The organism is Microbacterium sp., assembly GCF_049650565.1.
GTDB lineage: Bacteria > Actinomycetota > Actinomycetes > Actinomycetales > Microbacteriaceae > Microbacterium.
Genome location: NZ_JBASAK010000089.1, coordinates 1 through 12,597, shown reverse-complemented (window position 1 = coordinate 12,597; position 12,597 = coordinate 1). Strand labels below are relative to the sequence as shown.

Below are 12,597 nucleotides of genomic sequence, written 5' to 3'. Positions count from 1 at the left end.
TGAAGTCGGCCGACCTCGAAGTGCTGCTGCAGGATCCCGATTGGGTCGCGACGCAGTTCGCGGCGATCATCGAAGGTGCGGGATGGGACGATCGCGCCATGGCTGTCGGGGCCGCGCACGCGCCGGAGGCCGGCCGGCGAGGGCGGGGCGGCGACGGTTCACGACGCAGACCCGCCGCGGCGCGTCGGCGAACGCGGATCACGGAGAGGGTGCGCTCGCCCCCGCTCACGCCCCGCACGTGCACGTGAGGTCGCCCGGAGCCCCGCTGGAGGGCTCCGGGCAGGTGCCGGACCCCGACCCTCGGCACGGCTCGTCCTCAGACGCACCGCGTAGATTCGAGGGGTGAGCACGTCAGCATCCGTCAGTCCCTCGCAGGCATTCCGCGTCGTCGGCGCCATCGCGATCATCGCGGGCGGCATGCTCGCCGCCGTCACCGGCCCGCTGCAGCTGGAGGCGGGCAGCTGGGCCGCGGCGTACCTCGTGCTGGTCGCCGGCGTCGCGCAGTACGTGATGGGCATCGCCGTGCAGCACTGGCACCGCACCGGACCCGCGCAGAACTGGTGGTGGTTCGCACTGTGGAACCTGGGGCACATCGGCGTGGTCGGCGGCACGGTCGCGCACTCGACGATCCTCGTCTTCGTCGCCTCCGGCACCCTCGTCGTGGCGCTCGTGCTGGCGTTCCTGGCGACGTTCCGCACCTCCGACGTCGCGCACCGGATGCTGCTGATCGGCTACCGCATCCTGCTGGTGCTGCTCGCGATCAGCATCCCCGTCGGAATGGTGATCTCCGCGATCCGGAACGCCTGAGCGGCGGTTACGCTGTCAGGCATGAGCAACCAGGAGTCGAACCCGACCGAGAGCGTCCTGGAGCCGGGGCGGCTGTGCACGGATGTCGAGGTGCTGACGCCCCGCGAGGTGCCGCTGGGCGGCATCCGCGCCATGACGGTCTACCGCACGCTGCCGCAGAGGCAGCGGTCACTGGTGGGCGCCTGGTGCTTCCTCGACCATTACGGCCCCGACGACGTCGCGCAGACCGGCGGCATGGAGGTGCCCCGCCACCCGCACACCGGCCTGGCGACCGTGTCGTGGCTGTTCACCGGCCGCATCGATCACCTGGACTCCCACGGCGTGGACGCGGCCGTGCTGCCCGGCGAACTGAACCTCATGATCGCGGGACAGGGGATCACCCACCAGGAGATCAGCACCCCCGACACCACGGTGCTGCACGGCGTGCAGCTCTGGTACGCGCTGCCGGAGTCCACCCGGTTCTCCGAGCACGACTTCGCGCACTACGCGCCGGAGCCCGTCGAGCTGCCGGGCGCGAGCCTGCGCGTGTTCATCGGATCGCTGGCCGGCTCCACCTCACCGGTCGCGACCCGCACGCCCGACCTGCTGGGCGCCGAGCTGATGCTGGAACCCGGCGCGGAGGTGAGCCTCGAGGTGCGCAGCGACTTCGAGCACGCCGCGCTCGCCGAGTCCGGCACGATCACCCTCAACGACACCGTCGTCCGGCACCGCGAACTGGGCTACACGCCCATCGGCGCCGACACCGTGCGCATCGCCGCCGGCCCCGAGGGTGCGCGGGTGATCCTACTGGGCGGGGTGCCGCTGGGGGAGCAGATCGTGATGTGGTGGAACTTCATCGGGCGCAGCCACGATGAGATCGTCGAGTTCCGCCGCCGCTACCAGGCCGAGCTGGGCTTCGAACCGGCCGACCCGCGGGATGCCGGCAAGCCGGAGCTGTTCGGCCCCTACGCGGAGGGACAGCTGGCGCCGCTGCCCGCGCCGCCGCTGCCGACCGTGCAGCTGCGTCCGCGCGGTTAGGCGATGCCTCGACTCAACCCGGCAGCATGGTCCCATCGGCTCCGCGCGGGCGCACCGGGTGCTCACTGAGGATCGAGAGCCGGTTGAACGAGTTGATCGTCAGTGCGACCCACTCCGCAGCCGCGAACGCGGCCTCGCCCAGCACGGCGAGCGCACCGGACAGATCTGCCTGGGACTCCTCGCTCAGCGGCATCCGGGTCGCCGCCTCTGCGACTGCCAGCACGGCCTTCTCACGCTCCGTGTAGACCGCGCTCTCCCGCCACGCCGGCAGCAGATCGAGCTTCTGCTGCACGATCCCGGCCTCGCGGGCGTCTCGGGAGTGCACGTCGAGGCAGAACGCACACGCATTGATCTGCGATGCTCGCACCTTGATGAGCTCGGACTCCTGCGCGGACAGACCGCTCAGCTCCGCGTGCTGCTTGACGGACGCGGAGAACGCGCCGATGGCCTTCCAGACCTCCGGCGCGGACTTGTCCAGGTACGGACGCATGACTCTCCTCGAATGCCTCGGGCGGGCGTGGACACCCGCGTTCTCCCACCAACCTAGAGCGGATCGCCCGCATTCCCCAGAACGAGAGGAGAATGGAAGCCGATCCCGACGAACCGACCCAGGAGCACAGCAAATGACCAGCGGCCTCAGCGACACCGGAACCATCACCCGCCAGGAGGGTGCCGAGACGGCGGTGCTCGCCGGCGGATGCTTCTGGGGCATGGAGGATCTCGTGCGTCGCCAGCCCGGCGTGCTGGCCACCCGGGTCGGCTACACCGGCGGCCAGAACGACCACGCGACCTATCGCAACCACCCTGGCCACGCCGAAGCACTGGAGATCGTCTTCGATCCTGCGAAGACCACGTATCGCGACATCCTGGCGTTCTTCTTCCAGATCCACGACCCGTCCACGCTGAACCGCCAGGGCAACGACATCGGCTCCAGCTACCGCTCCGCGATCTTCCCCCTGGATGCCGAGCAGGAGCGCGTGGCGCGCGAGACCATCGCCGACGTCGACGCCTCAGGCCTGTGGCCCGGCAAGGCCGTGACCGCCATCGAGCGGCCGGGCGCGTTCTGGGAGGCTGAGCCCGAGCACCAGGACTACCTCGAGCGCTACCCCGACGGCTACACCTGCCACTTCCCGCGCGCCGGCTGGGTGCTGCCCCGCCGCGATGCCGGGGCGAACGCCTGAACGCGTGACGGGGGAGGGCCAGCCCGACCGCATCGTCGTCCGCGGCGCCCGCGTGCACAACCTGCGCGGGGTGGACGTCGACATCCCGCTGCGCCGGCTGGTCGGGATCGCGGGCGTCTCCGGATCCGGCAAGTCGTCGCTGGCGCTCGGCGTGCTGTATGCCGAGGGCTCTCGCCGCTACCTGGAGGCCCTGTCCACCTACACGCGGCGGCGGATGGCGCAGGCGCCGCACGCCGCCGTCGACTCCGTCGAGCACGTACCCGCCGCCCTCGCGCTTCGCCAGCGCCCCGGGGTGCCGGGTGTGCGGTCGACGTTCGGCACCTCCACCGAGCTGCTGAACGTGCTGCGCCTGATGTTCTCGCGCCTGGCCTCGCACGTGTGCCCGAACGGGCACCACGTGCCTCCCACTCTCGACGTCGCCGCCGAGACGCCGTTCTTCTGTCCCGAGTGCGGGGAGCGGGTGCACGCACCGGGTGCCGAGAGTCTGGCGTTCAACTCCGAGGGTGCGTGTCCGACCTGTCAGGGAACCGGAGTGGTGCGCACCGTAGACGACGCGGCGCTCGTGCCGGACCCCTCCAAGACGCTGGACGGCGGGGCTGTCGCTCCCTGGCGGATGTTCGGCTTCAACGTGCAGCCCGACATCGCCCGCGAGTTCGGCGTGCGCACTGACGTGCCCTGGTCGGATCTCTCGGATGCCGAGCGTGGAATCGTGCTGAGCGGGCCCGAGGAGAAGAAGCACATCACGGTCACCAGCCGCAAGGGCGTGCACGAGCTGGACTTCACGTTCCGCAACGCCAGGCTCACCGTGACCGAAGAGCTCAAGCGCGCTGTCGACGAGAAGCGCCTCGCCCGCGTGAGCAGGTTCCTCACTGAGAGCGTCTGCCCCGACTGCGACGGCACGCGGCTGAGCCCGGCGGCGCGGGCGCCCCGGGTCGGGGATGTCGGCCTGGCGGACGTCACGGCCATGACGCTGGACGAGGTGGTGGCCTGGGCGCCTGGCGTGGCCGAGGGCCTGCCGCGAGAGATGCGGCCCCTGGCGTCCGATCTCATCGACACGTTGCTGGCCATGGCGCGTCGGCTGGTCGAGCTCGGTCTCGGCTACCTCTCTCTCGACCGCGCCGGCGCCACGCTCTCCACGGGTGAGCGGCAGCGTGCGCAGCTGGCCCGCGCCGTCCGCAACCGCACCACCGGGGTGCTCTACGTACTCGATGAACCCTCTATCGGCCTGCATCCGGCCAACGTCGAAGGGCTGATCGGCATCATGCGGGACCTGCTCTCCGACGGCAACTCGGTCGTGTTCGTCGATCACGACGTGCAGATCCTCCGCGAGGCGGACTGGTTGGTCGAGATCGGCCCGGGTTCGGGGACGCTCGGCGGGCGGGTGATCGCCGAGGGCGCCCCGGATGCTCTGGGGAGGGCGTCCCGGCTGGCAGGATTCCTCACCGGCGCCGAGCCGGTGGTGGTGCGTGAGCGCAGCGTGGCGAAGGATGTCTTCGCACACGGCTCCATCGAGATCGCGACGGATGCCATCCACACGGTCCATCCGCTGCACGCGGCGTTCCCCGTCGGCCGGCTCACCGCCGTCACCGGCGTCTCCGGCTCGGGCAAGACCACGCTGGTGCTGGAGTCGCTGGTGCCGGCGCTGAAGGCCGATGGCGGTCGGTTGCCCGCGCACGTGCGGACGTTCACCGGTCCCGCGCACCTGAAGGCCCATGCCGTGGATGCCACACCGATCGGCGTCAACGTGCGCTCGACCGTCGCGACGTACTCCGGTGTGATGGACGAGCTGCGCACGGCCTATGCCGCGACGGATGCCGCCGCGCAGGCGGGCCTTTCGGCATCCGACTTCTCGTACAACACGGGGTCGCTGTCCTGTCCGCGCTGCGAGGGCACCGGCGAGATCTCGCTGGACGTGCAGTTCCTCCCCGATGTCGACATCGTCTGCCCGGAGTGCGAGGGCAGCCGCTTCGCGCCGGCGGCCGACGCGATCGCCCGTGGGGGCATCTCCCTGCCCGCACTGCTGAGACTGAGCATCGGCGAGGCGCTCGCGCACACGTCCGACCTGCCTCGCGTGCACAAGCGCCTGAAGGCCTTCGACGACCTGGGCCTCGGATACCTGACGCTCGGCGAGTCCACGCCCGCGCTGTCCGGGGGAGAGGCGCAGCGGCTGAAGCTCGTCAGCCAGATGCACCGCGATCAGACGGATGCCGTGTTCGTGCTCGACGAGCCCAGCGTCGGCCTGCATCCGCTGGACGTGCGCACGCTGCTGGCCGTCTTCGACCGGCTGGTCTCCCGCGGCGCGACCGTCATCGTCATCGAGCACGATCTGGACCTCATCGCCAACGCCGACCATGTGATCGACCTGGGTCCGGGCGGCGGCGCGGAGGGCGGCCGCATCGTCGCGACCGGCACACCCGAGCAGATCGCCGCGGACCCGGCATCCGTCACGGGCGCTCACCTCGCTCATCACCTGCGGGGCTAGCATTCCGTCGTGACTCTCGAACCCCTGCTGCGCCGCCTCGACCGGATCGCCGGGGGACGGCACGCCGACCTCGAGGTGCCGGCCTCGATGCTCGAGCATCGCAAGACCAAGCGCGCGTTCACCTGGATCACCTGGCTGCTGGCGGTCGAGGTGGTGCTCGGCTTCGCGGCCGTGGCCGTCGCCGTCGTCATCGCGCTGAACCACGGACAGGTTCCGTTCGCCGTCTGGATGCGCAGCGTGGTGGTGCTCGGCATGACGGTGACGCTGTTCTACTTCTCGTGGCGCGCGTCACGGGGCTGGTACTGGGCGTATCAGCGGCTGCGCCTGTTCGCGCAGATCTTCCCGATCATCACACTGGTGATGGCCGCCATCCCGAACCTCTACCCGGCATGGATGGTCACCGAGCAGATCGTCTTCAGCCTCATCATGATCGGCGTCGCCGACATCCTCATCGGCGACCACATGCGCACGGCGTTCCGCAGGCCCGACCGGCCCGGGGCGCGTGACCCGGCGACCGCCTAGCGCGAGATCGACGCGAGCACGCCCATGCCCTCGCGACGCTCGAAGACCAGCTGCGTCTCCGTCGCGCGCACCACATCGTGCACGGTGATGTGCTCCAGCACGATGTCGCGCAGGGCCGTGGCGTCGGCGACGGCGACGTGCACGATGAAGTCGTCGGCGCCGGCGATGTGGAACACCTGCAGCACCCCGGGTGTGGCCGTGAGAGCGTCGAACAGGGCGTCGACCCCGCTCTTGCTGTGGCTGGCCAGGCGCACGCGGATCATGGCCTGCACAGCGGCGCCGAGGGCTGCGGGATCCAGCTGCACCCGCAGACCCTCGATCACCCCGCGCGAGCGCAGGGAGCGCAGTCGGAACGCGCAGGTGGACGCCGGGATGCCGAGGGCGGCGGCCAGTTGCTTGACCGGCGCCTCCGGTCTGGCAGACAGCGCTGCCAGCACGCGCAGATCCAGCTCGTCCACTCCCGGGGGATGCGCTGCAGTCAACTCTCGCTCCTTCGCGGCCTCGTCTGTTGCTCTGCGGACAACGCTAGCCTCTGATCTCGGCATGCACGACAAGGATGCTGGAAACCAGTCGTTCCATGGCGCATCCTGGTTTCATGTCCGATCTGCCGTTGCATCCTGACACCGTCGCCGTCCACGCCGGACGCGGTGACTTCGCCGCGCTGGGCGTGCACGCCGCGCCCATCGACCTGTCGTCGACCAACCCTCTGCCCGACATCCTGCACGGCGGCGACTCCTACGAATCGATGGCGACCGGCGGGCATCCGCTGCCCGAGGGCGGCAACGTGTACGCACGCCTGTGGAATCCCACCGTGGCGCGCTTCGAGGAGGCTCTGGCCGAGCTCGAGCACGCGGAGGCGGCCGTGGCGTTCAGCTCGGGCATGGCCGCGACCACGGCGGCGATCCTGTCGCACACCACTGCGGCCGGCAAGCACCACGTCGTGGCCGTCCGCCCGCTCTACGGCGGCACCGATCACCTGCTGGACTCCGGACTGCTGGGCAGTGAGGTCACCTTCTGCCACGAGGCGGAGGTCGGCGCGAGCATCCGCGACGACACCGGCCTCATCGTGCTGGAGACACCCGCCAACCCGACCCTCGACCTCGTAGACATCGCGGCCGTCGTCGCGCAGGCGCAGGGCGTGCCGGTGATGGTCGACAACACGTTCGCGACCCCGCTGCTGCAGAACCCGCTCGACCTGGGGGCGGCCATGTCGCTGCACAGCGCCACCAAGTACATCGGCGGCCATGGCGACGTGATCGCCGGCGTCATCGCCTGCTCCGAGGAGACCGCGCGCGCTCTGCGCAGCGTGCGCGCCATCACCGGTGCACTGCTGCACCCGCTGGGCGCGTACCTCCTGCACCGCGGGCTCGCGACGCTGCCCGTGCGCATGCAGGCGCAGCAGGCCGGTGCGCACGAGCTCGCCCTGCGCCTGCAGCAGAACCCCGCCGTTGCCGAGGTCTTCTACCCCGGCTTCGGCGACGCCCGCGGGATCGTCGGCGGGCAGATGCGCGGCGGTGGCGCGATGATCTCGATCCGCCTCGCGGGAGGCTACTCCGCCGCCGAGGCGCTGACCGGCGCCGTGCGGCTGTTCACGCATGCGGTCTCGCTGGGCGGCGTGGACTCGCTGCTGCAGCATCCCGCCGCGCTCACCCACCGTCCGGTCGCACCGGAGGCGCGCCCCGGCGCGGACATCGTGCGGCTGTCGATCGGACTGGAGAACGTCGAGGACCTCGCCGCAGATCTCGAGCAGGCGCTCGCGAAGGCGGCATCCGTCGCCGCGATGGCCTGAGCGGGGATCCGGACGAGCCCGCACGGCCGCGGCCGACGTGCCACCATGGAGCAATGAGTTCTGCGAACGTGACAGCCAACCTCAGCCGTGAAGAGACCGCCGATCGCGCGTCGCACATCACGGTGCACGACATCCGCGTGGAGCTGGATCTCAGCGGTGCGCCGGAGCAGGCGCGCACCGGCTTTCCGTCGGTCACCATGCTGAGCTTCGACGCCGATGTCGATGCGACCTGGATCGACTTCATCGGCGAGGCGGTCACCTCGGTGACGGTCAACGGCGAGCAGCAGGACGTCGACTACGACGGCGCGCGCATCCGCGTCACCGGCCTCGTCCAGCGCAACGAGGTGCGGGTGGAGGCCGTGGCGGCGTACAGCCGCTCGGGGGAGGGTCTGCACCGCTTCGTCGACCCCGTCGACGGCGAGACCTACCTGTACACGCAGTACGAGCCCGCGGACTCCCGGCGCGTGATGGCGTGCTTCGAGCAGCCCGACATGAAGGCGTCGTACACGTTCGAGGTCACCGCGCCCGCCGGCTGGCATGTGCTCTCCAACCAGTCGCCGGTGCGCGTGCGCGAGGGCATCGGCGTGCAGTGCGTGGAGTTCGCGCCCACGCTGCCGATCTCCAGCTACATCACGGCGGTCGCGGCCGGACCCTACGCGCGCATCGACGGGGAGTGGACGCGCGGCGACCAGCGCATCGCGCTCGGCGTGCTGTGTCGCACGTCGCTGGCCGAGCATCTGGAGGCCGACGAGATCCTCGAGGTCACCCGGCAGGGGCTGGACTTCTTCAGCGATTCGTTCGCCTACCCGTACCCGTGGGGAAAGTACGACCAGATCTTCGTGCCGGAGTACAACCTCGGCGCCATGGAGAACCCGGGCCTGGTGACCTTCACCGAGGCCTACATCAGCCGTGGTGCTGCGACCGATGCTCAGCGCGGGGCCCGCGCCAACACGATCCTGCACGAGATGGCCCACATGTGGTTCGGCGACCTCGTCACCATGAAGTGGTGGGACGACCTGTGGCTGAAGGAGTCGTTCGCCGACTACATGGGTGCGCACGCATCCGCAGCGGCCACCCGGTTCACCGACGCCTGGGCGCGGTTCGCCAACGGACGCAAGGCGTGGGCGTACCGCCAGGATCAGTTCCCGACGACGCACCCGATCGTGGCCGACATCCCCGATCTCGAGGCCGCGAAGCTGAACTTCGACGGCATCACGTACGCCAAGGGCGCCTCCGTGCTCAAGCAGCTGGTGGCCTACGTCGGCGCGGACGCGTTCTTCGAAGGGGCCCGCCGCTACTTCGCCGCGCACGCCTTCGGGAACACCACCCTGGACGACCTGCTCGCCGAGCTCGAGGCGGTCTCCGGCGAGGACATGCACGCCTGGTCGCGCGCGTGGCTGGAGACCAGCGGCGTCGCGGCGCTGTGGCTGGAGACGGATGCCGAGGGGCGCCGCTTCCTCGTGCAGGACGGCGGCGAGGCGGGGCCCCGACCGCACCGCCTGCGCATCGGCCTGTACGACCTGGTCGACGGACGCCTCACGCTGCAGGACCGCGTCGAGCTCGGCATCCAGGGGGAGCGGATCGAGGTGGAGCTGCCCGATGCCGACCTCGTGCTGCTCAACGACGACGACCTGACCTACGCGAAGGTGCGGCTGGACGAGCGCTCGCTGGCGGCGGTCTCCGATTCGCTCTCGACGCTCGAGGACGACTTGGTGCGCGGTCTGGTGTGGTCATCGCTGTGGAACGCCACTCGCGACGGCGAGCTGAGCGCCGAGCGCTACCTGGACATCGTCCGCCGGCATGCTCAGGCCGAATCGAACGTCGCCCTGCTGGGCGCCGTGCTGGCGAACGCGGCATTCGCCGTGCACCACTACGTCGCCGACGACGCCCGCGAGGGCCAGACCCGGGCGTGGGCCGACTCGACCTGGGCATCGCTGCAGTCGGCCGACGCCGGCAGTGACGCGCAGCTGGCCTGGGCGCGGGCGTTCGCCGCAGCATCCGCATACGACAGCGGGCACAAGGATGCCGTCCGCGGCATCCTTGACGGCGACACCCCGCAGGGTCTGCCTGTGGATGCCGATCTGCGCTGGCTCATGCTGACCGCGCTGGCCACGACTGGTGATGCGACGGCCGCCGACATCGGCGCGGAGCGCGCATCCGACGACACCGCCAACGGACGCACCGCGGAGATCCGTGCGCTGGCGTCGCTGCCGGATGCCGAGACGCGGGCCGCCGCGTGGGAGTCCGCCTGGAACGATCGGACTCTCAGCAACGAACACCTCTCCGCCACGATCGAGGGCTTCCGCGCCGGCGGGCGTCGTGACCTGATCGCGGCGTTCGACGACGAGTACTTCTCGCGCATCCGCGAGGCATGGCGGACTCGGTCGATCGAGCTGGCGAAGCGGCTGGTCGTCGGACTGTTCCCGGACACGACCGACACCGAGCTCGCGGACGCGTGGCTGGAGCAGAACGCGGATGCTCCGGGTTCGCTGCGCCGTCTGGTGATCGAGGCGCGCGACGACCTGGCTCGCGACCTGCGTGTGCGGGCCGCGCAGCCAGGACTCAGCTGAGCGCGTCCGTCCTCAGACGTCCAGGCCGTCGCCGGGATCGAGCGACAGGAACGTGCCGCCGCAGCTCTCCACCATGCGCTTCAGATGCCCGCGGTGCATGTCGCGACCGATTCCGGACAGCGTCATGTCGTGCGTGCCGAACACGCGGCGGGCGCGGACGGCAGTGACGAAGTCGATGGCGTCGCCGATGCGCAGCCACGGGGCGCCCAGCGGCGCAGCCAGCACATCGACGTCGACGCCCTCGGGCACCGCGTACGAGTCACCGGGGTAGTAGACGCTGCCGTCGACCAGCACCCCGACGTTGTCGACCACGGGCAGCGACGAGTGGATGACCTCGTGACGGCCGCCGAAGAAGCGCAGCGTGAACGGGCCGGTGGTGACGGTGTCGCCCGGGGAGACCACGGTGATGTCGTGGCCGGATGCGGCGGCGGCCACGCCGGCCGGCGCGTAGACCGGGGCGTCGGGCGCGGCGGCCCGAACGGCGTCCAGGTGCGCGGGCGTCCAGTGGTCTGCGTGCTCATGAGTGATCACCACGGCGACGACCCGGTCGAGTCCATCGATCGGCGCGGTGAACGATCCCGGATCGATCAGCAGGCTGGCATCCTGCTCGTCGATGCGGAGGGCGGCGTGCTCGAACTTGGTGATGCGCATGCCTCCGAGTCAACCGCACGTCTGCGCATGGCGGCAAGCGGATGCTGCGACACGCCCGCTCGCGCGGAGGAACCCGCCTGATTTGGAATCGGGGGAGAGCTCATGACAGACTTGCGAGGTTGCCAGGACGTCCTCCAGGACGGAACGGCCCCATCGTATAGCGGCCTAGTACGCCGCCCTCTCACGGCGGTAACGCGGGTTCGAATCCCGCTGGGGTCACCGCGACACGAAGGCCCTCCGAGGAATCGGAGGGCCTTCGCCTTGTCTGCTTCGACCGCATAATCCATTCATTGGAATGAAATCCTCGAGGCGGAGGTTGTGCCCATCATGACGGACATCGAATTCGGCCTGGACACCTTCGGCGGCGTGACGCACGACGCCAGCGGGGCGCTCGTGCCGCACCCGCAGGTGGTGCGCGACATCATCGACGAGGCTGTCCTGGCCGACAGCGTCGGACTGGACTTCTTCGGGGTGGGCGAGCACCACCGTCCCGACTTCGCGGTGTCCGCGCCGGAGGTCGTGCTCTCGGCGGTGGCTTCGCGCACCGAGCGCATCCGGGTGGGATCCGCCGTGACCGTGCTGAGCTCCGACGATCCCGTGCGCGTGTTCGAGCGCTTCGCGACCCTGGATGCCGTCTCGAAGGGCCGCGCCGAGATCGTCGCGGGACGGGGATCGTTCATCGAATCATTTCCGCTGTTCGGCTTCGATCTGCGCCAGTACGAGGAGCTCTTCGAGGAGCGCCTCGACCTGCTCTCGCAGCTGCTGAAGGAGCAACCCGTCACTTGGCAGGGGAACACGCGTGCAGCACTGGAGGATCAGCGGGTCTTCCCTACCACCGCGAACGGTCTGCGCACCTGGGTGGGCGTGGGTGGCAGTCCCGACTCGGTGGTGCGCACCGCACGCTACAACTTCGGCCTGTTCCTGGCGATCATCGGCGGGCCGGCCAAACGGTTCGCGCCGTACATCGATCTGTTCGAGCGCGCGCAGGACCAGTTCGGGGTGGAGCGCAAGCCCGTCGCCGTGCACTCCCCGGGGCTCGTGGCCGAGACCGACGAGCAGGCCCGTGCGCTGACCTACGACGGCTGGCTGGCCATGCGCACCAGGATGGGCCAAGAGCGCGGTTGGGCTCCGCCGGCTGTGGGGGATTTCGAACGTGAGATCGAGAGCGGCGCGCTGTACATCGGCTCACCCGAGACCGTCGCGCGCAAGGTCGTGGAGACCCTGAAGACGCTGCCCGTGAACCGATTCGACTTCAAGTACGACCAGAGCCAGATCACCCATCAGTCGATGATGGACTCCATCGGGTTGTACGGCGAGAAGGTCGTGCCGATGGTCAAGGACATGCTCGGCTGACCGGAATCCGGCTCGATCTCGACTGCCTCGGCCCGATTTGGCGGGGCAGGATCGTCATGGCATACTTGAACGGTTGCAGTGACGGCCCCATCGTATAGCGGCCTAGTACGCCGCCCTCTCACGGCGGTAACGCGGGTTCGAATCCCGCTGGGGTCACTGACATGAAGGTCCTCTGGGTTCTCCCGGAGGACCTTCTCGCTTTTCCGGAGCGGCCGGTCACCTGTC

11 protein-coding genes and 2 tRNA genes are annotated in these 12,597 nt (G+C 69.9%); 10 read left to right on the top strand and 3 right to left on the bottom strand.

Annotated features, from left to right (window positions below):
• Nucleotides 1-342 precede the first annotated feature (342 nt).
• Together WA967_RS14145 and WA967_RS14140 are read left to right on the top strand one after the other, a co-directional pair.
• Nucleotides 343-807 (top strand): hypothetical protein, encoded by a 465-nt coding sequence (locus WA967_RS14145; protein WP_424423848.1) that lies wholly within the window; start codon nt 343-345, stop codon nt 805-807.
• A 21-nt stretch (nt 808-828) separates the two neighbouring features.
• Nucleotides 829-1,824 carry a pirin family protein gene (locus tag WA967_RS14140; RefSeq protein ID WP_424423845.1) on the top strand — a complete coding sequence of 332 codons (996 nt, stop codon included), beginning with the start codon at nt 829-831 and terminating at the stop codon, nt 1,822-1,824.
• Between the two features lie 13 nt (nt 1,825-1,837).
• Here the strand turns inward: WA967_RS14140 and WA967_RS14135 are convergent, their stop codons facing one another.
• Nucleotides 1,838-2,314: a carboxymuconolactone decarboxylase family protein gene (locus WA967_RS14135; protein ID WP_424423842.1), complete on the bottom strand. Its 477-nt coding sequence runs from the start codon at nt 2,312-2,314 to the stop codon at nt 1,838-1,840.
• 133 nt (nt 2,315-2,447) lie between these two features.
• Here WA967_RS14135 and msrA point away from each other — a divergent pair, with 133 nt between their 5' ends.
• The 3 genes from msrA to WA967_RS14120 are packed head-to-tail and all read left to right on the top strand — an operon-like array spanning nt 2,448 to nt 6,009.
• Nucleotides 2,448-3,005, top strand: a complete 558-nt coding sequence (gene msrA, locus WA967_RS14130) for a peptide-methionine (S)-S-oxide reductase MsrA (RefSeq protein ID WP_424423839.1) — start codon at nt 2,448-2,450, stop codon at nt 3,003-3,005.
• Between the two features lie 4 nt (nt 3,006-3,009).
• On the top strand, nt 3,010-5,487 hold the full coding sequence (locus WA967_RS14125) for an excinuclease ABC subunit UvrA (RefSeq protein ID WP_424423836.1): 2,478 nt from the start codon (nt 3,010-3,012) through the stop codon (nt 5,485-5,487).
• 9 nt (nt 5,488-5,496) lie between these two features.
• Complete coding sequence (locus WA967_RS14120) at nt 5,497-6,009, top strand: hypothetical protein (protein ID WP_424423833.1); 513 nt, start codon at nt 5,497-5,499, stop codon at nt 6,007-6,009.
• On the opposite strand, the gene WA967_RS14115 is transcribed toward WA967_RS14120, so the two are convergent.
• On the bottom strand, nt 6,006-6,491 hold the full coding sequence (locus WA967_RS14115) for an Lrp/AsnC family transcriptional regulator (protein WP_424423831.1): 486 nt from the start codon (nt 6,489-6,491) through the stop codon (nt 6,006-6,008). The genes WA967_RS14120 and WA967_RS14115 overlap by 4 nt on opposite strands.
• A gap of 113 nt (nt 6,492-6,604) precedes the next feature.
• Here WA967_RS14115 and WA967_RS14110 point away from each other — a divergent pair, with 113 nt between their 5' ends.
• Together WA967_RS14110 and pepN are read left to right on the top strand one after the other, a co-directional pair.
• The gene (locus WA967_RS14110; protein WP_424423829.1) at nt 6,605-7,798 is read left to right on the top strand and encodes a trans-sulfuration enzyme family protein; all 1,194 of its coding nucleotides are present in this window, start codon (nt 6,605-6,607) and stop codon (nt 7,796-7,798) included.
• A 53-nt stretch (nt 7,799-7,851) separates the two neighbouring features.
• The gene (pepN, locus tag WA967_RS14105; protein ID WP_424423826.1) at nt 7,852-10,368 is read left to right on the top strand and encodes an aminopeptidase N; all 2,517 of its coding nucleotides are present in this window, start codon (nt 7,852-7,854) and stop codon (nt 10,366-10,368) included.
• 12 nt (nt 10,369-10,380) lie between these two features.
• Here the strand turns inward: pepN and WA967_RS14100 are convergent, their stop codons facing one another.
• Nucleotides 10,381-11,019: an MBL fold metallo-hydrolase gene (locus WA967_RS14100; protein ID WP_424423823.1), complete on the bottom strand. Its 639-nt coding sequence runs from the start codon at nt 11,017-11,019 to the stop codon at nt 10,381-10,383.
• Between the two features lie 146 nt (nt 11,020-11,165).
• Here WA967_RS14100 and WA967_RS14095 point away from each other — a divergent pair.
• The 3 genes from WA967_RS14095 to WA967_RS14085 all read left to right on the top strand — a co-directional run bounded on the left by WA967_RS14095 (nt 11,166) and on the right by WA967_RS14085 (nt 12,528).
• Nucleotides 11,166-11,238 (top strand) — tRNA-Glu (locus WA967_RS14095).
• Between the two features lie 108 nt (nt 11,239-11,346).
• A complete protein-coding gene (locus tag WA967_RS14090; protein ID WP_424423821.1) occupies nt 11,347-12,372 on the top strand; it encodes an LLM class flavin-dependent oxidoreductase in 1,026 nt (341 codons plus the stop codon).
• An 83-nt stretch (nt 12,373-12,455) separates the two neighbouring features.
• A tRNA-Glu gene (locus WA967_RS14085) sits at nt 12,456-12,528 on the top strand.
• Nucleotides 12,529-12,597 lie beyond the last annotated feature (69 nt).